The 21,778-nt window shown below is 59.9% G+C and carries 22 protein-coding genes; 16 read left to right on the top strand and 6 right to left on the bottom strand.

Going from position 1 to position 21,778, the window contains the following annotated elements; all coding sequences use genetic code 11:
- The first annotated feature begins 1 nt into the window (after position 1).
- Positions 2 to 676: a 4-carboxy-4-hydroxy-2-oxoadipate aldolase/oxaloacetate decarboxylase gene (locus M1D74_RS15750; RefSeq protein WP_458115927.1), complete on the top strand. Its 675-nt coding sequence runs from the start codon at positions 2 to 4 to the stop codon at positions 674 to 676.
- A 428-nt stretch (positions 677 to 1,104) separates the two neighbouring features.
- Here the strand turns inward: M1D74_RS15750 and nac are convergent, their stop codons facing one another.
- On the bottom strand, positions 1,105 to 2,028 hold the full coding sequence (gene nac / locus M1D74_RS15745) for a nitrogen assimilation transcriptional regulator NAC (protein WP_458115926.1): 924 nt from the start codon (positions 2,026 to 2,028) through the stop codon (positions 1,105 to 1,107).
- A gap of 288 nt (positions 2,029 to 2,316) precedes the next feature.
- Between nac and M1D74_RS15740 the strand changes: the two genes are divergently transcribed.
- The 12 genes from M1D74_RS15740 (at position 2,317) to M1D74_RS15685 (ending at position 14,131) form a co-directional block, all read left to right on the top strand.
- The gene (locus M1D74_RS15740; RefSeq protein WP_458115925.1) at positions 2,317 to 3,402 is read left to right on the top strand and encodes an ABC transporter substrate-binding protein; all 1,086 of its coding nucleotides are present in this window, start codon (positions 2,317 to 2,319) and stop codon (positions 3,400 to 3,402) included.
- Between the two features lie 39 nt (positions 3,403 to 3,441).
- Positions 3,442 to 4,560 carry an ABC transporter ATP-binding protein gene (locus M1D74_RS15735; RefSeq protein WP_458115924.1) on the top strand — a complete coding sequence of 373 codons (1,119 nt, stop codon included), beginning with the start codon at positions 3,442 to 3,444 and terminating at the stop codon, positions 4,558 to 4,560.
- On the top strand, positions 4,557 to 5,474 hold the full coding sequence (locus M1D74_RS15730; RefSeq protein ID WP_458115923.1) for an ABC transporter permease: 918 nt from the start codon (positions 4,557 to 4,559) through the stop codon (positions 5,472 to 5,474). Before M1D74_RS15735 ends, M1D74_RS15730 begins: the two co-directional genes overlap by 4 nt.
- Entirely contained in the window at positions 5,474 to 6,286 is an 813-nt protein-coding gene (locus M1D74_RS15725; RefSeq protein ID WP_458115922.1) for an ABC transporter permease, read from the top strand. Before M1D74_RS15730 ends, M1D74_RS15725 begins: the two co-directional genes overlap by 1 nt.
- Positions 6,287 to 6,478: 192 nt before the next feature.
- Positions 6,479 to 7,246 (top strand): LamB/YcsF family protein, encoded by a 768-nt coding sequence (locus tag M1D74_RS15720; protein WP_458115921.1) that lies wholly within the window; start codon positions 6,479 to 6,481, stop codon positions 7,244 to 7,246.
- A 14-nt stretch (positions 7,247 to 7,260) separates the two neighbouring features.
- Positions 7,261 to 7,977 carry a 5-oxoprolinase subunit B family protein gene (locus M1D74_RS15715; protein WP_458115920.1) on the top strand — a complete coding sequence of 239 codons (717 nt, stop codon included), beginning with the start codon at positions 7,261 to 7,263 and terminating at the stop codon, positions 7,975 to 7,977.
- Positions 7,974 to 8,987 carry a 5-oxoprolinase subunit C family protein gene (locus tag M1D74_RS15710; RefSeq protein ID WP_458115919.1) on the top strand — a complete coding sequence of 338 codons (1,014 nt, stop codon included), beginning with the start codon at positions 7,974 to 7,976 and terminating at the stop codon, positions 8,985 to 8,987. The genes M1D74_RS15715 and M1D74_RS15710 overlap by 4 nt, the downstream gene beginning before the upstream one ends.
- Positions 8,988 to 9,032: 45 nt before the next feature.
- A complete protein-coding gene (locus M1D74_RS15705) occupies positions 9,033 to 10,373 on the top strand; it encodes an MFS transporter (protein ID WP_458115918.1) in 1,341 nt (446 codons plus the stop codon).
- Between the two features lie 73 nt (positions 10,374 to 10,446).
- Positions 10,447 to 11,199: an SDR family oxidoreductase gene (locus tag M1D74_RS15700; RefSeq protein ID WP_458115917.1), complete on the top strand. Its 753-nt coding sequence runs from the start codon at positions 10,447 to 10,449 to the stop codon at positions 11,197 to 11,199.
- Positions 11,196 to 11,975 carry an SDR family NAD(P)-dependent oxidoreductase gene (locus M1D74_RS15695; RefSeq protein WP_458115916.1) on the top strand — a complete coding sequence of 260 codons (780 nt, stop codon included), beginning with the start codon at positions 11,196 to 11,198 and terminating at the stop codon, positions 11,973 to 11,975. Before M1D74_RS15700 ends, M1D74_RS15695 begins: the two co-directional genes overlap by 4 nt.
- A 64-nt stretch (positions 11,976 to 12,039) precedes the next feature.
- A complete protein-coding gene (locus M1D74_RS15690) occupies positions 12,040 to 13,083 on the top strand; it encodes an L-idonate 5-dehydrogenase (RefSeq protein WP_458117199.1) in 1,044 nt (347 codons plus the stop codon).
- Positions 13,084 to 13,126: 43 nt separating this feature from the next.
- The gene (locus tag M1D74_RS15685; protein WP_458115915.1) at positions 13,127 to 14,131 is read left to right on the top strand and encodes a 2-hydroxyacid dehydrogenase; all 1,005 of its coding nucleotides are present in this window, start codon (positions 13,127 to 13,129) and stop codon (positions 14,129 to 14,131) included.
- A gap of 334 nt (positions 14,132 to 14,465) precedes the next feature.
- On the opposite strand, the gene M1D74_RS15680 is transcribed toward M1D74_RS15685, so the two are convergent.
- Positions 14,466 to 15,398 carry a glycoside hydrolase family 3 C-terminal domain-containing protein gene (locus tag M1D74_RS15680; protein WP_458115914.1) on the bottom strand — a complete coding sequence of 311 codons (933 nt, stop codon included), beginning with the start codon at positions 15,396 to 15,398 and terminating at the stop codon, positions 14,466 to 14,468.
- 426 nt (positions 15,399 to 15,824) lie between these two features.
- Between M1D74_RS15680 and M1D74_RS15675 the strand changes: the two genes are divergently transcribed.
- The 3 genes from M1D74_RS15675 to M1D74_RS15665 are packed head-to-tail and all read left to right on the top strand — an operon-like array spanning position 15,825 to position 17,297.
- Positions 15,825 to 16,226 carry a VOC family protein gene (locus M1D74_RS15675; protein ID WP_458115913.1) on the top strand — a complete coding sequence of 134 codons (402 nt, stop codon included), beginning with the start codon at positions 15,825 to 15,827 and terminating at the stop codon, positions 16,224 to 16,226.
- A complete protein-coding gene (locus M1D74_RS15670) occupies positions 16,109 to 16,690 on the top strand; it encodes a mycothiol transferase (RefSeq protein WP_458117198.1) in 582 nt (193 codons plus the stop codon). The genes M1D74_RS15675 and M1D74_RS15670 overlap by 118 nt, the downstream gene beginning before the upstream one ends.
- A 16-nt stretch (positions 16,691 to 16,706) precedes the next feature.
- The gene (locus M1D74_RS15665) at positions 16,707 to 17,297 is read left to right on the top strand and encodes a class I SAM-dependent methyltransferase (RefSeq protein ID WP_458117197.1); all 591 of its coding nucleotides are present in this window, start codon (positions 16,707 to 16,709) and stop codon (positions 17,295 to 17,297) included.
- A gap of 20 nt (positions 17,298 to 17,317) precedes the next feature.
- On the opposite strand, the gene M1D74_RS15660 is transcribed toward M1D74_RS15665, so the two are convergent.
- From M1D74_RS15660 to M1D74_RS15645, 4 genes are all read right to left on the bottom strand, one after another.
- Positions 17,318 to 18,745, bottom strand: coding sequence for a dihydrolipoamide acetyltransferase family protein (locus M1D74_RS15660; protein ID WP_458115912.1), 1,428 nt, complete (start codon positions 18,743 to 18,745; stop codon positions 17,318 to 17,320).
- Positions 18,746 to 18,747: 2 nt separating this feature from the next.
- The gene (locus tag M1D74_RS15655; RefSeq protein ID WP_458115911.1) at positions 18,748 to 19,854 is read right to left on the bottom strand and encodes an alpha-ketoacid dehydrogenase subunit beta; all 1,107 of its coding nucleotides are present in this window, start codon (positions 19,852 to 19,854) and stop codon (positions 18,748 to 18,750) included.
- Entirely contained in the window at positions 19,851 to 21,047 is a 1,197-nt protein-coding gene (locus M1D74_RS15650; protein ID WP_458115910.1) for a thiamine pyrophosphate-dependent dehydrogenase E1 component subunit alpha, read from the bottom strand. Before M1D74_RS15650 ends, M1D74_RS15655 begins: the two co-directional genes overlap by 4 nt.
- Positions 21,048 to 21,231: 184 nt before the next feature.
- Complete coding sequence (locus tag M1D74_RS15645; RefSeq protein WP_458115909.1) at positions 21,232 to 21,702, bottom strand: Lrp/AsnC family transcriptional regulator; 471 nt, start codon at positions 21,700 to 21,702, stop codon at positions 21,232 to 21,234.
- Positions 21,703 to 21,778 lie beyond the last annotated feature (76 nt).

The raw sequence follows: 21,778 nt of genomic DNA, 5'->3' as shown, positions 1-21,778 counted from the left end.
CATGATCCATGTGAGAACAAAGTTCGAACGCCCCACGGCAGATGTCGTGGAACGACTCTCCGCCTTCTCCTCAGCGACGATTCATGAGGCTCAGGGCAGGCGCGGCGCGTTGAGCTCCAGAATCAAGCCGATATCGCGGGATATGTCGTTCTGTGGCCCAGTTGTCACCGTCCGGTGCGCTCCACAAGACAACTTGATGCTCCAGGTAGCGATCCACTACGCCCAGCGTGGAGACGTCATTCTGGTCGGCGCCGGTGAGTTCGAGGAAGCCGGCACCTTCGGTGACGTCCTTGGGAATGCTATGAGCGCTAAAGGGATCGCGGCGATGGTGACAGACTCAGGTGTTCGGGACACCGACGACTTGATTGAGCTGGGTCTGCCCGTATTCTCCGGAAGCATCAGCATCAAAGGTACTGTCAAGGAAACTCTTGGGCCGGTGAACCACCCTCTGGTGTTTGGCGACGAGATCATCTACCCAGGCGACATCCTCCGAGGAGATGCTGATGGGGTAGTAGTTGTCCGACGTGAAGAGGCAGAGGAAGTGATCTCCCTTTCCCAAGCCCGAGATGACGCCGAACGAGACCTGATCCGGGCTTACCACGCCGGCGGCACCACGATTGAGCTGTGCAAGCTCACAGAGGTCCTGAAGTCGAAGGGACTTCTCGTCGAGGACTGACCTTCACCTGGAACAGAGAGGGTTCAGCACGCGATGGACAGGGGCCGCTCACCTACGGTGAGCGGCCCCTTTTCCGCTGCAACAGCTCAAATTCGTGGCCACTGTGCCCCAATCGACGCGCCACGCACAAGAACCCATTCGGTGCTGACCCCTTTATGGGCGGGCATGATGCTTCCTTTGAAGATGAAAAGAGGTTCAACGCGGGTGTCGACCGGACGCCATAAACCGTTGCGAGGACAATGGCAACCTGTACGGGATTTCAAATCCTCAGCAATTGAACTACGCTTTTTCATCCTCATTTTCCTCACGCTTATCCCAACTTGATCGTCGGGTATGACAACAGCCGGTTACTTAATGTTATTGGCCCTGCAGCGGTATGAATAAGACGAATGATGACTGCCTTGATAAGAAGAATCTATGGATGAGTCTTACTCGTTCTCACCGTACTGTCTGACCAGTTGGACCTGAAGCATCTCGCGCAAGAGCAGCAGTACGGCAGAAGCGGCCTCAGAAAGCGGCTCGTGATCCGGAGTGCACAGCGCTATACGTACTTGTAGCGCCGGGTCGCGGACCCTTAAGATCTGAAAGTTCTCGTGCGCGAAAAGCGCATCTGCCGCTGATTTTGGCAGGATGGTTGCTCCGACGTTCTGCTCAATCAGGCGAGCAAGAGACGGCACTGACTCCACTTCGCCCGCTAGCTGCAGCTTCAAGTTTTCTTTCTGGAAACCCTCCTCAATGACCTGTCGAAGCGTGTGATTCCGCTCCGGAAGGAACAGAGGGACGTTGGCAGCCTCGTCGAGGGAAATGCTGCCCTCGATAGGTGCGAGGGGTACCTCCGGAGAGCATACGAGGTGCAAGTCTTCGACGATCATCGTTGTGAACCGGACCCCGCGAATAGGGCCGGGCTCGTAGATCAGTGCCATATCCAGGCGGCCGTTTTTTATTGCCTCACTTAGGACACCACCGAATATCTCGGTCAGATGGAGCGTGATGTCCGGGTATCTCTGGCGAACCTCCGTGACGATGGCCGGTGCCAAGCTGGAAGCCATGCTGTAAGGAGCGATGGCGATCGAGACACGACCTGACGGTGTGGCTCCTGAGGACGCCACATCAAGTTTGGCTTGATCGACCAGTCGCAAAATGCTCTGGGCATGTCGGTACAGAGTATTGCCGGCTGCGGTGGGAGTCACTCCCTGTTTACTGCGCACAAGGAGCCGCTGTTTGAGTTCGTTCTCCAGCGAGGACAACTGCTGGCTCAGGGCCGGTTGAGCCACGTGCAGTGCGGCGGCAGCCCGGGTGATGCTACCCGAGTCAACAATCTGGACAAAGTATGCAAGCTTTCGCGTATCCATCTCAAGGCTCCTCAGGGCCCGCGTCGTCATAACCAAACCGTATGTGGGTACACATAACTGATCTTTGTGTGATGACCATCTCAGTCGTAGATTTAGAGCCTGAGCCGGTTATCGATGGTCTAATCATACGGCCGACCGAGAATCCGGGAAATGTTATCGCCCAGAGGCTTGTGAATTACTCTGAATGACTTCGATTGAAGCGATAACGAATGTCCAGATACAGGGCGCCGCAAAGAGGCGGAGATAGAAATCAAGACTCGGTGACTTCACTTAGTGAAAAGGATAGACATGAAGAAAACTTTCAAAGTCGGTATCGCAGCATCGCTGGCTATCGCATCAGGATTTGGGCTCTCTGCGTGTGGTGGTAGCAGTGGGGAAAGCTCAGGCGAGTCGAATTCTGCAACCTCAGGTGAGGTGAGCCTGATCGCTTATTCCGGTATTTGGCAGGACCAGTACATGAAGGCGGTCATCGAACCCTTCGAAGAGAAGTACCCCGACATCGATATCAACTTCGCTTCCAAGCGTTCATCCGCCGAGATGCTCAGTGCCCTCCAAGGCCAGAAAGGCAGCCCCGCAACTGATGTCGCCATCATGGATATCTCCGTATCCGAGAGCGGGAACGACCAGGGCCTGTTTGCGCCGCTGGATGCCTCCGCCGTTCCCAATCTAGAGAACGTTGGAGATGAGTTTCAGAACAAGGACGGATTCGGTCCCGTGGTGATGGCGGACGCTATTGGTCTGCTTTACGACAAGGAGACATTCCCGGAACCGCCGAAGAGCTGGGACGTCCTCTGGGATCCTTCATACGCCGGCAAGATCAACGTCAACGCCCCACCGTCGCTGCTGGGCCTCTCCCTGACTGCCATCACCTCCAAGATGGAGGGTGAGGACTACACGCAGAGCATCGACAAGTCGGTCGCAAAGTTGAAAGAACTAGCTCCTTCAGTGCAAACCTTTGCCCCTAACCCGGATGAGTACCAGAACGTCATCACCGGCCAGACTGTACTGGGTCTGGGACAGAACGCTCGAGGTCAGTACTACAGCGATGAGAGCAACGGAAAGATGGGCGTTACCTTCCCCGAGGAAGGAACCGTCTACCAGATGAACACCATCAACCTTGTGCAGGATGCTCCTAACAGCGAGGCGGCGAGGACTTTCATCGATTACGCGCTGTCACCAGAGGCGCAGTCAGCGTTCGCCGAGGCACTCTTCTACGCACCAACCGTATCCAATGCCGAGCTTTCCCCGGAGGTACAGGAACGCGTGGTGCCGACGGACGGTTCCTTGAACATCATCCCGTTGGACGTTGCCTTCCTTGCCTCGGCGCGAGATGAATGGACCGACGTCTGGAAGCGCGAAATCATCAGCAATTAATCCAGTCGCTATCGCGTCCGCTGCAGGAGACCCAACATTATGAATGCTTCCAAACTGTCCATCGTCGACCTGACCAAGAGGTACGCGCCGGGGATGGAACCAGCCGTCAACCGACTAAACATGCACGTCGAGGAGGGGCACCTCGTTGCGCTGCTTGGCCCGTCGGGCTGCGGAAAAACCACAACCCTGCGAATGGTTGCAGGCCTGATGGATCCAACTGCCGGCTCTATCATCGTTGACGGCAACGACATCACGCACACTCCCGTGAACAAGCGCGGAATGGGCATGGTTTTCCAGTCCTACGCGTTGTTCCCGCACATGGACGTTGCTGAGAACGTCGCGTTCGGCCTACAGATGAGGAAAGTGTCGGGTGCCGAACAGCGCCGACGGGTTGAAGAGGCGCTGGACATGGTCCAGCTCGGCCACCTCGCCAAGCGACGGGTACGAGAACTTTCTGGTGGCCAGCAGCAACGCATAGCCCTGGCGCGTGCGCTTGTTGTGGAGCCCACCCTCCTCCTCCTCGATGAACCTTTGTCCAACCTGGATGCGAAGCTTCGCGAGACCATGCGCAGTGAAATCAGGTCTATCCAGCAGCGGACGCGAGCGACCACGCTTTTCGTTACCCACGATCAGGACGAAGCGTTGGACATGGCGGATCGTATTGCCGTCATGAACGGCGGCCTTATTGAACAATTCGGCTCACCAACCGAAGTCTACGAGCGACCCCACACACGCTTTGTAGCTAATTTCATCGGCCAGGCCAACTTCCTTAAGGCGACAGTGTTGTCCGAGGACGGGCCGGCATCCGACAACGAGCGTTTCTACAAGGTGCAGGTTCCAGGACTCGGCCGGTGCGGCGCTGTCGGCCAGCCCGGGCTAACCGGCACATCCCAGGAGCTGGTCATACGACCGCACCGCCTGAAAGTCGCCCTGCAGGCAAAACCAGAGCACGACCCGTTGGCGGGAACAATAGAGCGCATCAGTTACACCGGTGACATGCTCGGGCTCTCAATCAATCTCGCCGGACAGGTAATTGACGCGCAACTTCTCACCTCAAGCGCCGAGGTTCCGCAGCTCGGTGACTCCGCATATCTGAGCTGGGAGCCGGCTGACGCCTACCTGATCCCGGAGTCTACTGCTGAAGCTGGTGCACAGTGAGCACGTTGGCGCAGGAAAGGAAGGATTTTCGGCCGAAAGGGGAAGGAGAGCTTGAACGGGCAAAAGCTACCCGCGACCGGCGCACCTACCTGATCTTGCTGTTGCCAGCGCTGCTAGGACTGCTAGTAAGTTTCGTATTCCCGCTGGTCTACATGATCCGGATGTCATTCAATAGGGGAGCCCCCGACGGCGTGGTCGAGGAGACTTTTACCCTCGACACTTACGCACAGCCCCTCTCGGATCCTTACTACTGGAACGTGACACTCGATACGTTCCGCATGGGCGTAGTGGTCGGACTCCTCTGCGTGCTCGTCTCGTATCCCATCGCGCTCTTCCTAGCACGGACGACGAGCAAGTGGCGCGGCATCTTGATGGCGATCGCGATCGCACCGTTGCTCACCTCAGCTGTCGTGCGAACCTATGGATGGATGGTGATCCTAGGAACAAACGGTCTGGTGAACTCTTCGTTGCAAGGGCTCGGAGTCATCGAAACACCGTTGAACTTGGCCAACAACATGACCGGGGTAACGATAGGGCTGGTCGAAATATTCATGCCCTACGCGATACTCGCGATGATCTCCGGCTTCGGGCGCCTCAATACGCAGCTTGAAGAGGCCGCCGGGTCACTTGGCGCCAGCCGGTGGAAGGTATTCCTCCGGGTAACGCTGCCTCTGAGCCTTCCGGGTATCCTCACTGCCTTCCTCATGGTCTTCGTACTGTCGATCAGCACGTTCATCACTCCAAGGCTCCTAGGTGGAGGTGTGGTCCAGGTGCTGGCAACGGAGATCTATGACCAAACAACCGGCTTGCTCAACTGGCCATTCGCAGCTGCCCTATCGGTAATCCTGCTAATCCTCTTCGGCGCAATCGTCGCGCTATATCAGCGGGTAACAAAGAAGCTTGGAGACCAGTGATGAGCGAAATTCGCGAATTCAAACCACGAGTCAATCTAGCGAAACCGCTATTCGGGGTCCTGGTATTTTTTCTGTACCTTTTCCTACTAGCTCCGCTGATCATAGTCTTCGTCATTTCATTCGCATCCAACCAGTTTCTGTCGTTCCCACCAGATGGCTTCACCCTGGATTGGTACAAGGCATTGCCCGAACAGCGTGCCTTCACAGAAGGCATGAAGGTCAGCCTCATCGTGGCCGCAGCCGTCACGGTGATAGTCCTTCTAATCGGCGTGCCCGCGGCACTGGCGATAGACAGGTACAAGTTTAAAAGCACCGGCGCAGTACTGTCCTTCTTCCTCTCGCCTCTTCTTGTTCCGAGCATCGTGCTCGGCCTCGGCATGGTGTTACTGTTCAGCCCGCTCGGCTTAACGAATACCTACGCGGGAATCATTATCGGGCACGTCGCAATCACCTTCCCCTTCGTCGTCAGGACCACGTTGATGAGCCTGGCAACCTCAGACACGTCCTGTGAATCGGCTGCTCGAGTGCTCGGGGCCGGCCCTTGGACTGTGTTCCGTCGAGTGACTCTGCCCATTATCCAACCAGGAGTGATTGCTGGCGGCGTCATAGCTTTCATCGTCTCGTTCGACGAGGCTGTGATAGCACTCTTCGTCGCGGAATCCGGGCTGCCTACCCTCCCGGTGCAGGTTCTTCGCTACGTGGAGAACTCGGCGGACGCTGCAGTAGCGGCTCTTTCGGTCATCCTCATCCTCTTTTCCCTCCTTGTTGTAGTGATCGTGGAACGAGTAATGGGCCTGCGAAAAGCTCTATAGAACCGGGCATATCGGATTGCTATCCGGACATATCAAATAGGTCTTTGTCTCCCGATTCAGGCAGTGCAACGATTGATTGTATTATTCGGCCCGAATCGGTTTCCATACAACCTGCCAATAAGTTCTCACCGAACCTCCCGGCTGAGGCGCTCGAAACAATATATATTTCAGGAAGTGGTAACGGTGAATCAAATGATTGACCTGGTAGCCGACCTTGGCGAGGGATTCGGTGCCTACGCGATGGGCAACGACGAGCAGTTGCTAGAGATCGTCTCGAGTGCCAACATCGCATGCGGGTTCCATGCCGGCGATCCGGACATCATGGACAGAACTGTCGCAGAATGTGTGCGTCGAGGCGTTGGGATTGGTGCACACCCGAGCTTCCCGGATCTCAGAGGGTTCGGCAGGCGAACAATGGAGCTCAGCTCCGATGAAGTCCGAACGGATACCACATATCAGGTTGGGGCACTGACGGCTTTTGCCGCTCACCACGGTGGCACGGTTTCGCACGTCGCACCGCATGGCAGGCTAGGGAACCTCGTCGCGGTAAGAGCCGATTACGCGGATTCGGTTGCATGCGCCGTAGCCGGCGTCGATGACAGCATGGTAATCGTTGCGCAGGAAGGTGAGCTTTCGATGGCAGCCCGCCGTCATGGGTTGCGGGTGGCGATTGTCGGCATAGTTGACCGGGCCTATCAGGACGACGGCACTCTCGTGCCACGAAATCAACCCGGTGCAGTCCTGCACGACCCGCGGCACATTGTCGATCGGACCGTCCGGATGGTGTGCGACGGGATGATCGAGAGCGCCTCCGGTGCTGATGTGGAGGTCAACGCTGACAGCATTCTGCTGCACGGAGACAACCCCGGTGCGGTGGACCTCGCCCGGCTGATCCGCAAAGAGCTCGAGGCTGCAGGGGTGCGCATCGCTCCGGTTCGCGACGTCCTGGACGCGAAGTAGAAGGCGGCCCAGAGATGTCACGCGTACGTGCAGAGCATGTCGCAATTCAGGAGTGCGGAGACGCGGCCATCCGGGTCGAAGCGGCGTCCTCCAATACGGAGGACAACTGGTTGACTGTACATGGGTTGGCGAACTGGCTGGAAGAGTGCGGTGCAGAAGGCATCCTCGCAGCGGTGCCCACTTATGACTCGGTGCTGGTGGAGTTTGACCCCTTCGTCATCTCGGCGCGCCAGGTTCGAGCCTTCGTCGGGCTGGGTCTGCGCGATGAACGATCACAGGACGGTACGTCTCCCCGGGAGTTTGTTGTCCCGGTAGTATACGGAGGATCCTTTGGGCCGGACCTCGAGCGAGTCGCCGCCCATCAGGGCATCTCGCCAGAAGAAGTGATTGCACTTCACTCAGGCAAGACCTACACGGTCCGCTGTCTTGGTGCGCCGGCGGGATCACCAATGATGGACGGGCCGGATTTCCCCAAGCCAGTCCCGCGCCTTAAGGATCCCCGGGTCAGTGTGCCCGCTGGAGCGGTATCCGTCGCGGGCCGCCAAGCCGTCATAGCCCCGGCCGTCGCGCCGGGCGGATGGTGTGTCATTGGACAGACTCCTCTGAGGGTGCTGGATATTGAAGGGCCCTCTCTTGTTCCCTACCGGCCCGGTGACCTCCTGCACTTCGAAGCAGTGTCCATTGACGAATACAAGCTGCACGAGGGACGGAAAATGGAGCCGAAAGGATGAGCGGGCAAATCCTAATCACCCAACCCGGGCTTTCGGTGATTACCGACCTCGGCCGCTCCGCTGGACCGAAATTCGGGCTCCCGGTGAACGGCGCGCTCGACCAGTACTCAGCCCGTGCCGCTAACATCCTCGTCGGCAACGTTGATAATGCTCCGCTCATCGAAATCACAGCGCTGGACTTCCGGATGATCCCGCAGACAGACGTCCTGATCGCTGTCACGGGGGCATCCTTGCAACTCATGGTCGGTGGCAGGGCGTGCAAGCAGTGGGAGCCAGTGTCCGCCCGAGCAGGGGATCAGGTTGTCATACGCGGAATACACGCTGGACTCCGCGCTTATCTCGCAATTCACGGCTCCGTAGAAGCTCCCATGCTTCTCGGTAGTTGCGCGCCGGACACGGTGGTGGGATTCGGCATGCAGCTAGGGGAGGGGACCATCCTTGATGCCCGACGCACCGTGCAACCTCTTCGCCACCCGCACTTCGATCTACCGCTGTTCCGGCTCCGCCTGGAACGGCCCAGGATGGACCGGGATCACCTCATTGAAGTTACTGATGGACCAGACAAGTCCGACTTCGGAACATCCGGTGAACTGTTGTTTTCCGGTGTGTACCAAGTGGGAAGTAGAAGCAACCACATCGGGTTGAGGCTTTCCGGAGCTTTACCCGAAAGGCAGAGCTCCGGGGAAGTGCTCTCACGGGGTGTGCCGGTTGGTGCCATAGAAGTGCCTTCACGCGAAGAACTCCTGGTTCTTCACCGAGGCCGAGGGGTTACTGCCGGCTACCCGGTGCTCGCCGTGGTGACCCGTCTGGGGCTTGACTCTCTTGCTCAAGCAAGGCCCGGTGACGCTGTGCGCTTCAAACCCACAACCGTTGCGGCTGCAACGGCAGCTTACCGACGCTCCATGGATCAGCTTGCATCCCTTCGCGCGTCCGTGAACGCGATTTTCGAAGCGCTTGGGATGGCCGACGAGGCGGGACCGGTCGAGGTGCCCTTGCCGGCGTGCGGCTGACACAACCACCTATTACTTCTAAAGTAGAAAAACCGAAGGAAACACATGTCAACGACAACCAGAGCGGCCGACTCTCAAGGGGGCGCCCTGAACGCCAAGCAGACGCGGAAAGTTGTGACTGCTGGCTGTGTGGGCATCTTCGTTGAGCTGTACGACAACGGCATCTTCGCGTTCATGGCAGGGACCCTGGCGCTGGTCTTCCTTGCGCCTGGCAATCCCGACAATGCGCTCCTGTTCGTCTTCGCGGGTTATGCAGTTTCCTTCTTTGTCAGACCGCTGGGCGCCGTTGTATGCGGGTACTTGGGGGATCGAATTGGCAGGCAGAAACTGCTGGTATTCGTCATCATGCTCATCAGTGTGGCAACCGCTGGCATTGGCCTCCTACCTCCCTATGCCGCCATTGGTATCGCTGCTCCGATCCTGCTAGTAGTCCTGCGCCTCCTTCAGGGTTTCTCCGTTGGTGGTGAAGCGGCAGGCGCAATGACCTTCCTGGCTGAGCACGCACCACATGGCAAGCGCGGCATCATCACTTCCTACGCTCAGATCGCTTCATTCGCGGCCCTGCTCACAGGAACACTGGTCGCCTTCGCAATGTCGCCGTGGCTCACAGAAGAAGCCATCAACGGTGGCGGATTCGGGTCCTGGGCGTGGCGCATACCGTTCCTCGTAGCCATACCTATGGGTGTGATCGGGTGGTACATCCGCAAGGCGATCAATGACACACCCAACTTTGAGAAGCTCAAGGAAGAGGGAGGGCTGTCGCAAAACCCCCTGAAAGAGTCTTTCGCCTCGCCGGTGCACCGCCGGGCGATGCTCCTAGCGCTGTTCATTCCGCTGATGAACGGGTCCGGATACTACGTCCTTTTCTCTTACATGCCCACCTTCCTCAAGGGCGAGCAATTGAACTTCACCATCGGAGAAGCGCTAATTGTGACGGCGTGTAGCCTCGTGGTGATCTGTGCCGCGATTCCCTGTATGGGAGCACTGTCGGACAGGATCGGTCGCAAGAAAGTCATTGCCGGCGCTGCCATCGCCATGGCCATCGTAGGCATCCCCTGCTACGCACTCATTGCCACGGGAAGCATGGGCCTTGCCATCCTGGGCGCCTCCATCATGGCCATCGTGTTCGCCGGTCACACAGCTGTGATTCATATCCTTATCGTGGAACTATTTCCCACCCGCGTGAGGTACTCCGCTTACGGGCTCGGCTACAACATCTCATCCGCTCTCTTCGGTGGTACGGCGCCCCTCCTGATGACCTGGCTGATCGGTAGCACAGGAAACATTTATATGCCCGCCTTCTACGCTGTGCTGACTGCGCTTGGCACGCTCGCAGCAGTCAGCACGGTCAAGGACCGGGCACACGAACCCTTACGTGACGCGTAAGTAAAACAAGACCTGCAGGCGCTGCCCGTCATTCCGCCTGAAACTCAACACACTTAGAAGCTAAGGAAACACCATGTCTTTTTCCGATTACCGAACTGCCTTCGTGACCGGCGCATCAACCGGGATGGGAGCCGCGATCGCGGAGCGCCTAAGTAAGCGGGGACTCAGCGTACATGTAGCGGCCCGTAACGAGGAGCGGCTGAAGGAGCTTTCGGATCGTACGGGGGCAATCCCTCACGTCCTCGATATCACCGATTCCACCGCGCTGACTAACGCTGTGGAGGGCCTGGAGATTGATGTACTAGTCAACTGCGCCGGGGTGTCCCGGCCCGGAAACATCCTTGATTCCTCCGAACAGGATCTGGACGAAATTGTGGACGTCAACCTCCGCAGCCTCCTTCAGCTCACCAGATTGGTTTTGCCCGGCATGGTTGACAGGGACCGCGGCCATGTGATCAACATCAGTTCGATTGCGGGTCTGTACAACTTCTACGGTCATACTGCCTATCACGCGACCAAGGCCGCAGTTCATCAAATAAGCCGTCAGCTGCGGAACGATACCGTCGGGAAGAGGATCCGGGTCACGGAGATCTGCCCAGGACGGGTGGAAACAGAAATCTTTGGCCGTAATCTCGGCGGCACACCCGAAGCGATGCAGGAAGCCTGGCAGACGTACTACGAGGGCTATGAGTCGCTCACGACGGATGACATCGTCAATGCTGTTGATTATGCCGTTGAGACCCCACGGCACGTCAACGTCGGTCTGCTCGAACTGATGCCTACTTTCCAGGTGCCCGGCGGCCTTACCTTCGACCGCCGCTCATGAGCGGTCACAGCGGAGCCTTCGATCTAACGGACAATATTGCCCTGGTTACGGGGAGTAGCCGGGGGATCGGAAAGGCGATCGCTTCCGGTCTCCTAGAAGCAGGAGCCAAAGTCGTCCTCAACGGTCGGAACCAGGAAGCCCTCGAAAGAACCCGTGACGGATTTGCGGAGCGCTTCGGATCCGGACGCGTGCATGTCTCTGCCTTCGATGTCACTTCCCCCGACGCTGTAGCAGAAGGGGTGCAGGACATCGAGGATGCAGTTGGCCCCCTGGAGATCCTCGTCAACAATGCGGGCGTCCAACATCGGGTTCCCATGCTGGACCTGGAACTGGCGGACTGGGAACGTGTGCTCGCCACCAACCTGACCAGCGCGTTCCTTGTAGGACGAGAAACTGCTCGCCAGATGATTCCTCGTGGGCGCGGTAAAATCATCAACATCTGTTCCATACAGACCGACCTTGCACGTCCAACGATCGCACCCTACGTAGCCTCAAAGGGCGGGCTAAGAAACCTGACCCGAGCCATGACGGCGGAATGGGCCTCGCACGGCCTGCAGATCAACGGTCTCGCCCCAGGGTACATCCACACGGAAATGACCCAGAGCCTGGTCGACGATGAGCAGTTCAACAAATGGATCCTCGGGCGAACGCCCGCGGCCCGATGGGGAAAAGCCGAGGACCTCATCGGCCCAGCCGTATGGCTGGCTTCCAGCGCCTCCGACTATGTCAACGGACAAACAATTTTTATCGACGGAGGGATGTCAGTTGTCGTCTGAGGCTCCCCTCGCCGGAAGGCAGGCGCGGCCGGTTACACCGGATGCCGCCACCCAAAACGTCCCCATCCAACGGTCCGCCCTTGCCGTGATCGCCCACGGTGCCGGCGACCTTCGCGTAGAACCGATTTCTTTAGCTGCCCCACGGCAGGACGAAGCGACAGTGGAAATCGCCTACGGCGGTGTTTGCGGTTCCGATCTTCACTACTGGATGCACGGGGCAGCAGGTGAATCCATACTACGAGAACCGATGGTGCTTGGTCACGAAGTCGTAGGAACTGTCATCGAAGCCGCAGCCGATGGAACCGGCCCATCCGCCGGGACCCCAGTAGCAGTTCATCCCGCCACTCCTGGCGACGGTTCCGTGAGATACCCACCAAACCGCCCAAACCTGTCGCCGGGATGCACCTACCTCGGCAGCGCGGCGCAGTTCCCGCACACCAATGGAGTGTTCTCCCGCTACGCAGTGTTGCCCACCCGAATGCTCCGGCCGGTGCCACCGGAAGTCCCACTACGCACGGCCGCTCTCATCGAACCCGCCAGCGTTGCACTGCATGCTGTCGGGCGCGCCGGCGACGTCCGAGGGAAAGATGCGCTCGTGGTAGGAAGCGGGCCCATCGGAGCACTCATAGTAGCTGCACTGAAAAGGGCTGGCGCGAGGAACATAACAGCCGTCGACATGTTCGAGAAACCGCTAGAAATAGCCCGAGCGCTCGGCGCGACTCGGACTATTCTCGCAACCGATATCGAAGCCATCGCAGCAACGGAAGCCGACGTGGTTATCGAATCCTCGGGAAACCACCGAGGGCTCTCCTCAGCCATTCGAGGCGCAACGCGCGGCGGAAGGGTTGTCATGGTTGGACTGCTTCCGACAGGCGATCAACCGGTTCCCATGTCCCTGGCAATCACCCGGGAACTCGAACTTGTCGGTTCCTTCCGGTTCAACGAAGAAATCAACGAGGCCATCTCTGCGCTTGCGGACGGCACACTCCAAATCTCGGCAGCGATAACGCATGAATTTCCCGTTGCGCAGGCGTTGGAGGCCTTCTCCATCGCGAAGGACGCCGCTACATCGGGCAAAGTGCTGCTCAGATTTGACACCGCGACCTGACCACGCCGATAACCAATCGTGAATTACCGCTTTCGGAGGCAAAATGAAGCTCGTCAACACAGTAACGCTCCCAGATCAGGAAACCCTCGCCAATCTCGGCCGTACGCCTGAGGGGATCCGCACAGCGGTGTGGGATATGAAGTCGGATCCACAGGGGGTTGATCTGAGCGAGATCCACGGTGTCGTTCTTCCATATCTGAATGCCGGGGAAGTACTTGGATCGTTGAAACAGGTACCGAATCTGAAGTTCGTCCAAGCGCAGTCCACCGGTTTCGACGGGATCAGGGAAGCCGCCGGGAACAACGTCGCCGTCGCCAACGCACAAGGTGTTCATGCCGCAGCCACCGCAGAATTGGCCGTTGGTTTGATCATTGCCAAACTGCGTGGAATTGACGTAGCCGCCCGGGACCGGCTGACCCGAAGGTGGCGCCCGGAGCGACGTCCTTCTCTGGCAGACAGGAAGGTCCTGCTGATAGGAGTCGGAGGAATAGGAAAAGCGATCGCCAGTCGCTTGGCGCCGTTTGAGGTTGAATTGACCAGAGTCGGATCTTCAGCTCGCAACGACGACGCCGGCCACATCCATGGTGCCGAAGAACTGATCCACTTGGCACCTGATCATGACATCCTCCTGGCTGCTACTCCGCTCACAGCCGGAACGAAGCATCTTGTCAATGACCGCCTACTGGCAGCTCTCCCAGACGGGGCGCTCGTCGTAAACGTTGGGCGTGGCGCCGTGATCGATACAGATGCCCTCACAGCTGAAGTGCTCTCTGGCCGACTACATTGCGCACTCGACGTCATGGATCCGGAGCCACTTCCCGCTACGCACCGTCTGTGGCGGGCGAACAACGCACTCATCACTCCCCACGTAGGCGGAAACGCCTCCGCCTTCGAACCGCGCATCCAGAAACTACTGATACGGCAAATCGAAGCACTAGCTGCCGGACGCATCCCCGAGAACCTTGTACAACAAGGCCCTTTCACCAATCCTGATGCGGCACCCCAAGAATTGAACTCACTCTCAACAACCGCCTCTCCTGCAGTGTGAGTTAGCAGGTTCAAGCAGCTAGAAGTTGCCATGGCCAGTGCGTCAGGATCATGGGAAGAGGTGCCCACGGACGTTCATGTTCTCCTAGTGGACACCCACGTCATGGGTAGGGCGGAGATGCTCATACATCAGTTGCGCATCCGTTACGTCTGACGCGACCGCGAAACAGTGTGAAGTCACAATGGACGCACGAGAAAGCGCACGCTGAGGGATCTGGTATCGGTCCGACGGAATCTGCATCGAGGCCGGCCTTACGTCGTTCTGGTTTGGCTGGTTGGATGCGTCCTGAGGTTTGTGCTGCTCAGGGCGCTTCGCGTGGGTGTGCCGGTGTCGGTTAGGAGGAGGTGTCCGGTGTTGTGAGGTTGATGTCAGCGGTCATGGGCAGGTTCCCGACGCTGGTGCCGATGAGCAGACGGTAGGTGCCCACTTCGTATTGCCATCCGTTGTTCCAGTAAGCGAGCAGCCGTGTGGGGACGTCGATCTGTGTCTTCACGGTGGCGCCGGCATCGGCGAGCACGGGGGTGGAAGCGACCAGCCAGCGAACCGGGCGGTCTACGGCGGAATCATGTTTTCCGGCGTATACCTGCAGGACCTGCTTTCCCTGCCTGGATCCGGTGTTGGACACCGTGACCTGCAGAGGCAGGCTGTCTCCGGCGACCACTCCCTCCGGAGCATCGACGGCGTCGATGGTCCATGTGGTGTATCCGAGCCCCGAACCGAATTCGTAGGCCGGTGCGGTGTCGGATTTGAGCCATGCGCGGTACCCGATGTGGATGCCCTCGTCGTAGCTGAGTTTCCCATCGGCGTCGGGGGCCACGTTGATGACCGGGACGTCTTCCTGGGTTGCGGGCCAGGTTGTTGGGAGCCGGCCGCCGGGTTCGGTACGGCCGGTGATGACCCCGGCGATGGCGTTGCCGAATTCTTGTCCGCCGAAGTATCCGATGAGAGTGGCCGCAACCTCATCCCGCCAGGGCAGAAGGACCGGGGCGCCGGAATTCACTACGACGACGGTCCGTGGGTTCGCGGCAGCTACTGCGGACACCAGCCGGTCCTGAAGTCCGGGCAGCGCCAGTGTGGTGCGGTCGTAGCCTTCCGACTCGACGCGCGAGTTCGTTCCCACCACGACGACGGCGACATCGGCACCCTTAGCGGCAGCGACTGCTTCGGCGATCAGTTCTTCCGGGTCGGTATCGGCCGGTTCCGTTCCGAGGAAGATGCTCAGGGCACTGGCAAGGGGGCCGACACGGTCGTGGGTGTCGAGTTCCACGCGGATCGTTAAGGGTTCACCGGCCGTCGCCAGCTACAAAGATCACCGTACTCGGGGATCAAGTTGCGCTTGAGAAGCCTCAAGTTCGCGTTGACCGGGCACAGCCTGGTTTCTGACGTTGGAAAGCGTTCCATGAGAGTTCGCGCCTCAGTTCCGACGACTTAGGTACTCGGAACCCCTTCTGACTAGGGCCTTTATTATGCCGATAATTGTCGTTATGTCAAACCGAAGGGCATGAGGCGCCGCACGTGCAGGCTGAACGTCGAGACAGGATGACCGCGACCACACCTAGCGCCCTATGGGGCACGGTGAGGAATTCTTCCGCCAATTTCAGGCGCAGCGATGACTTTCGTGAAGTCGATCCGTCTATCAAGTATTGAACGACTAATCGGTCGAAAACACGTACAAGCGTCAGGAGTGCTCACCATGGCTGCACCTCTCATCTACATCAACTTTCCCGGAACCGCCGAGGAAGCTCTGAGTTTCTACAGGGACGTTTTCGGGGGCGACTTGTCACTGCACTCCTATGAAGACTTCGGGAGGACCGATGGCCCACCGAGCGCTGTGGCGCACGGCGTCCTCGACGGCGTGGTCGCCCTGGCTGGCTCAGACGCTGCTACCGGAGAGCAGCCGGTACGGGTGGAAGGCCTCACCCTTTCGCTGCTGGGTACAGCTGAACCGGCAGTTCTGCATCAATGGTTCGACAAGTTGTGTGTCGGTGGAACAGCTGTCGACCCCTTGGTGCAACGGCCCTGGGAAGGCTCAGACGGGCAGGTCACGGACCGATACGGCCTCCGCTGGCTCATCGGATACGAGTCAAAAGCGTGAATGATGACTTACTACTGACTCAGCTGGTGAAGGAACGAGCCCACGTACTAAGAGCCGTCACCGGCATATCAGAACCCGCGATGGGTCGGTCTCTGGTCCCGTCTGGCTGGACGATGACACGGATGTTGAACCACCTCGCGTTCGACGACGAGCTGTTTTGGATCTCCGCCGTTCTCGGCGGTGAAACGAGGGCGATCGCCGCTCTTCACAATGGCTGGGCGTCCGAGCCGATGACAGGTGCAGAAGCGATCAGGATGTACCAGCATGAAATCGCGGCCAGCGACGAGGTCCTCGCTCGGACAGACCTGAACGAGCCTCCGCGCTGGTGGCCTCCGGCCAGCGAGTTCAGCGCACCGCCCATGTCCACCGGCCGAGAGGTTCTGTTCCGCGTACTCATCGAGACATCCACCCATGCCGGTCACCTCGATATCGTGCGTGAGCTAAGCGACGGCCCTCGCCGGTGACGTCGAGGGCCACCGGATCCTTGACGCGGGGTGCGGCTCCGGACCCCTGTCCGCGGCGCTGGCCGCGAAAGGCGCTACCGTGACCGGCTTCGACTCCAGTGCCGCCATGCTGGATCTGGCACGACAGCGTTTGGGCCCGACGGCGGGCCTGCGCCTGGCCGATCTCAGCAAGCCGCTTCCTTTCGCTGATGATTCCTTCGACGATGTTGTCTCATCCTTGGTCCTGCATTATTTGGAGGACTGGTCAGCACCACTTGCCGAGCTAAGGCGTGTGCTGAAGCCAGGGGGCCGTTTGATCCTGTCGGTCAACCACCCCACGGTGAGCGTGATCACCCAACCCGACGAGGACTACTTCGCCATCCGGCAGTACTCGGAGGACTACGAGTTCAATGGCCAGCCCGCGGTCCTGACCTTCTGGCACCGACCACTGCACGCGATGATCAATGCCTTCACATCGGCGGGATACCGCATAGTCACCGTGAGCGAACCACCGCCATCCCCAGGCACTCCCCATGAACTCCTGCCACCGCGCATCCTCACCGGCGAGAAGACAGCCTTCTTGTCCTTCATCTTCTTCGTCCTCGGGACTGATGGTGAGGGCGTGTAGACGGACAAGGCTGTCGGACGTCAGAGATCCGCCAGTGCTGACGCCGGGCTCTCGATGGCGTCCGCGACGTGCCGGAGGAAACCGCCCGCAGTTCCGCCGTCGCACACGCGATGGTCGAAGACGAGCGTAAGCTCAACCATTTTGCGGATTGCGAGTTCGCCGTCGACCACCCAGGGCCGGTCGATGATGCGGCCGACACCGAGGATAGCGACCTCGGGGTAGTTGATGATGGCCGCTGATCCGTCCACGCCGAATACTCCGTAGTTGTTCAGCGTGAAAGTGCCGCTGCCCAGCTCCGCGGGAGTGGCCTTCCCTTGCCGGGCGACGCTGCTGAGGCGACGGATCTCGGCATCGAGCTGGCGGGCGCTGAGACGATCGGCGTTACGGATGGACGGAACCACAAGACCACGCTCCGTCTGGGCGGCGAAACCGAGATTGACCCCGTCGAAGCCGATGATCTCCGCCTCCTCGTTCTCCGCCGAGTAACGGGTGTTCAGCTCCGGATACTTCTTCAGACCCGAGAGAACGAAGCGGGCGATGAAAGCGAGCAGCCCCGGCGTGTTCTCCGGGTCCCGCTTCTTCAGATCGGCGCGGAGTTCCACCAATGCGGTGGCATCCACATCCACCCAGACCGTGGCTTCCGGAATTTCCCGGCGGCTTCGGGTCATATTGGCAGCCACTGCCTTGCGCACACCCTTGACCGGAGTCCGTGAAGACACGTCAAGACCGGTCCTTGAGTCCAGATCCGCTGAGCCGCCAGCCGACGCGGGCGTGGTGCTCGCCGAGGCGGGCTGGTCCTGCGAGCTTCGCACGGCGGGCGCGTGCGGCGTGGAGAGGGCTGATTCGACGTCACGGCGGGTGATGAGGCCGGCGGGCCCGGTTCCGTGGAGGGAACCAAGGTCGACGCCGTTGTCCTTCGCGATCCGCCGAACAAGTGGGGAGCTGACAGCCATGCGCTTCCCTTCGCCAGGCGAGACCGTCGTCGTCGTGCTGGCGTTGGCGCCGGCGCTGGCGGGTGCACCGGACCCGGCCCTGCGCGCCCGGCTCCGGCGTGCCTGGCTGTGGCCGCCGGGGGTGCCGTATCCGATCAGGACGTTGCCGGAACCGGCCTTCTCCTCTTCCCGGTAGGCCGTTGCTGCAGCATCGGCTGCCGGTGTGGCGCTCTCATCGGCGAGCGGCTTGCGGGCAACGGCACCGGGAGCTCCGGCAGCTGTCACGGAAATGAGCGGCTTGCCGACGTCGAGAGTCTGCCCGGGCTCTCCGTGGAGAACTGCCACTGTGCCCGCATAGGGCGACGGCACCTCGACCATGGACTTGGCCGTTTCCACCTCGGCGATCGGCTGATCGACTCTGATTTCATCACCAACGGAGACGAGCCACGTGACCAGTTCGGCTTCGGTCAGACCTTCGCCGAGGTCGGGGAGGAGGAATACGTTCGTTTCGTTCATGATTAGTCGTCCCACTGAAGGTCGTCGACGGCGTCGAGGATGCGATCGACGCTGGGCAGGTAGTAGTGCTCAAGTTTTGGCGCGGGGTAGGGGATATCGAAGCCCGTCACCCGCCGGATCGGAGCCGCCAGGTGGTGGAAACAGTTCTCCTGAACCCGGGCCACGATTTCCGAGGCTACGGACGCGAAGCCATGGGCTTCGGCGATGACGACGGCGCGTCCCGTCTTCCGGACGGACTCGTTCACCGTCACGTCATCGAAGGGGACGATGGAGCGGACGTCGATGACCTCGAGGGAGCGGCCTTCCTCCGCGGCCGCGGCAGCTGCGGCTAACGCCGTCGGTACGGACGGCCCGTAGGCGATGAGGGTGGCGTCGGTGCCGGTTCGGGCAACGGCAGCCCGTCCCTCGCTGGCGACGCCAGCTGCCCGATTGGCAACATGTTGTTCGCGCAATGCTTCCAGGTCCACCAGGTCCTTGGACCAGTACAGTTTCTTGGGTTCCATGAAGACCACGGGGTCATCGGAATCGATCGCCTCGCGGAGCATCCGGTAGCCGTCAGCGGCGGTGGCCGGTGCGTACACCTTCAGTCCGGCCGTATGCGCATAGTAGGCCTCGGAGGAGTCACAGTGGTGCTCGACGCCGCCGATGCCTCCGGCGTAGGGGATGCGGATCACGATGGGCAGTTTGACCGCTCCCCGGGTGCGGTTATGCATCTTGGCGACGTGGCTGGCGATCTGCTCGAATGCGGGGTACGCGAAGGCGTCGAACTGCATTTCAATGACCGGCCGCATGCCGTTCATGGCCATGCCCACTGCCATGCCGACGATGCCGGACTCCGCCAGCGGCGTGTCGAAACACCTCTGTTCCCCGAAAGTCTCGGTCAGACCATCGGTGATGCGGAAGACGCCGCCCAGCAGCCCGACATCCTCGCCGAACACAATGACGGCGTCGTTCTCCTGCATGGCGTCGGACATGGCCGTATTGAGCGCCTTGGCGAGGGTGACGGACTCAGGCCCTTTACTGGATTCAGCGGCTCTGGCGGCAGCCGTGGCGGTTGCGGCACTGACGTTGCCGTTTGCCTCGGAGGAAGTGGTGATCGTGGGGCTCATTCTGCGGCCTCTTCCCTGGAGAGCTCATCGGCGAGCAAGGCTGACTGTTCCTTGAGCTGTGGGGTGGGGGTGGAAAACACGTACTTGAAGAGGTTCTGGGGGTCCACCGGGACGTCTTCGCCGAGTCCTTCACGGAGCTGGCCAGCAACTCCTTCAGCCCTGTCCGTTATCCGAGCCTCTACTTGCTCAGTCAGCACACCCTTCTCGGTGAGATAGGTCTTCATCCGTGTCAAGGGATCCTTGGCCTGCCATTCGGCGACTTCACTGTCCTGGCGGTAGCGGGTGGCGTCGTCGGCATTGGTATGGGCCTGCATGCGGTAGGTGTGCGCCTCAACGAGAAGCGGCCCCGACCCTTCGCGGGCGAGTTTCACCGCACGGCCCAGCACAGCGAGCAGAGCGACGAGGTCGTTGCCGTCGACGCGCTCACCTGCCATCCCGTAGCCCACTGCCTTGTGTGCCAGCGACGGAGCAACGGACTGATGCGCGAGGGGGACGGAGATGGCGTACTTGTTGTTCTGTACGAAGAAGATGACGGGGAGCCTGAAGACAGCCGCGAAGTTCAGGGCTTCATGAAAATCGCCCTCGCTGGTGGCTCCGTCGCCGCACATGGCCAGAACGACCGTTTCCTCGCCGCGCAGCTTGGCCGCGTGGGCTACACCCACAGCGTGCAGAAGCTGTGTTGTCAGCGGCGTCGACTGGATTCCGACGTTGCGCTCATAGGGGTCATACCCTCCGTGCCAGTCACCGCGGAAGATGGTCATGACCTTCACGGGATCAACCCCGCGGGTCATGACTGCAACGGAGTCCCGGTACGTCGGGAACATCCAGTCGCCCTCTGCGAGACACAGTGCTGCCGCAACCTGGCAGGCCTCCTGGCCGTGGCTGGACGGGTACACAGCCATGCGTCCCTGACGAACCAGGGCTGAGTTCTGGTCGTTGACCCGCCGTCCGATGACCAGTTCCTCATAGGCTGCCAGCAAGGCTTCATCGCCCGGAAGCGGGTACTCATGTCCGGGCTGGGTTCCCTGTTCGCCGGCGGGCACCAGTTTGCCGTCAGGATTCACCATCTGGATCGGATGGCGTGCGGGGAGGAGGTAATCCTCGACCGTGATGCCGAACTTCCGCACTGATTCAGCGATGGGATCTGCGGCGGGCGCGTTGGCTTCCCCTTGGGGATGAGCGGAGATCATCATTGTTCCGTCCTTGCTGGATCACTATTTCCAACAATTATCCGCCCGGGGCCACCTGTTGGACAGCTTTCCCGAGCAAGCGCGGAACTTTAGTTTCACATGCAATGGTTCAGTGGACGAATTGTCAGTGTGACCCGCATTACTCCGCAACGAGTGGACGGATGGAAATTACTGAGCCGGCGCGGGCCTACCGATTATCCAGATCTTCGAAGATCAGGAAGGTCTGCGTGTCCAGGACACCTGACATCGACTGCAGCTGGTCGAAAATGATGCGGCGCAGGTCGGCATTGTCCGTCCCGCGGACCAGCAGAATCACGTCGAAATCCCCGCCGACCAGCGCAATGTGCTCCACCTCGGGAAGTGCGCGGAGAGCCTCCTTGAGCTCCCGCCACGAGCGCTGTTCCACCTTGAGCGTCACGTACGCCGAGGACTTTCGCCCTACCTTGATCGGGTCCACCAGTGCTGTGAACTTCCTGAGCACACCGTCATTCGTGAGGCGGCTGATCCTCGTGTAGGCGTGGGCGCGGGAGATGTGGACATTCTCAGCAACCTGGCTGACGGACATGCGGCCGTCCCGGGTTAGTTCAGCGAGGATCTCGCGATCGATGCGATCCAGTTCCGTGGGGACGGGCGCTCGCGTTTCCTTCTCGTCGGCCACGCCCGTGCTCCTTCGCTACCCGAACCGGATATCAACGATCAGTACTCGAGCCCCCACTATATGTGGCCTACACGTC

This window comes from Arthrobacter sp. D2-10 (genome assembly GCF_054161285.1).
The sequence above is the reverse complement of the archived record's forward strand: the minus strand, read 5'-3'. Positions and strand labels throughout refer to the sequence as shown.

Excerpts from the sequence above, each read along its gene's own strand:
- M1D74_RS15725 (WP_458115922.1), top strand. The coding sequence starts at position 5,474 with ATGAGCGAAATTCGCGAATTCAAACCACGAGTCAATCTAGCGAAACCG.
- M1D74_RS15720 (WP_458115921.1), top strand. The coding sequence starts at position 6,479 with ATGATTGACCTGGTAGCCGACCTTGGCGAGGGATTCGGTGCCTACGCG.
- M1D74_RS15740 (WP_458115925.1), top strand. The coding sequence starts at position 2,317 with ATGAAGAAAACTTTCAAAGTCGGTATCGCAGCATCGCTGGCTATCGCA.
- M1D74_RS15675 (WP_458115913.1), top strand. The coding sequence starts at position 15,825 with ATGGCTGCACCTCTCATCTACATCAACTTTCCCGGAACCGCCGAGGAA.
- M1D74_RS15750 (WP_458115927.1), top strand. The coding sequence starts at position 2 with ATGATCCATGTGAGAACAAAGTTCGAACGCCCCACGGCAGATGTCGTG.
- M1D74_RS15710 (WP_458115919.1), top strand. The coding sequence starts at position 7,974 with ATGAGCGGGCAAATCCTAATCACCCAACCCGGGCTTTCGGTGATTACC.
- M1D74_RS15685 (WP_458115915.1), top strand. The coding sequence starts at position 13,127 with ATGAAGCTCGTCAACACAGTAACGCTCCCAGATCAGGAAACCCTCGCC.
- M1D74_RS15700 (WP_458115917.1), top strand. The coding sequence starts at position 10,447 with ATGTCTTTTTCCGATTACCGAACTGCCTTCGTGACCGGCGCATCAACC.
- M1D74_RS15715 (WP_458115920.1), top strand. The coding sequence starts at position 7,261 with ATGTCACGCGTACGTGCAGAGCATGTCGCAATTCAGGAGTGCGGAGAC.
- nac (WP_458115926.1), bottom strand. The coding sequence starts at position 2,028 with ATGGATACGCGAAAGCTTGCATACTTTGTCCAGATTGTTGACTCGGGT.
- M1D74_RS15655 (WP_458115911.1), bottom strand. The coding sequence starts at position 19,854 with ATGAGCCCCACGATCACCACTTCCTCCGAGGCAAACGGCAACGTCAGT.
- M1D74_RS15695 (WP_458115916.1), top strand. The coding sequence starts at position 11,196 with ATGAGCGGTCACAGCGGAGCCTTCGATCTAACGGACAATATTGCCCTG.
- M1D74_RS15650 (WP_458115910.1), bottom strand. The coding sequence starts at position 21,047 with ATGATGATCTCCGCTCATCCCCAAGGGGAAGCCAACGCGCCCGCCGCA.
- M1D74_RS15735 (WP_458115924.1), top strand. The coding sequence starts at position 3,442 with ATGAATGCTTCCAAACTGTCCATCGTCGACCTGACCAAGAGGTACGCG.
- M1D74_RS15705 (WP_458115918.1), top strand. The coding sequence starts at position 9,033 with ATGTCAACGACAACCAGAGCGGCCGACTCTCAAGGGGGCGCCCTGAAC.
- M1D74_RS15660 (WP_458115912.1), bottom strand. The coding sequence starts at position 18,745 with ATGAACGAAACGAACGTATTCCTCCTCCCCGACCTCGGCGAAGGTCTG.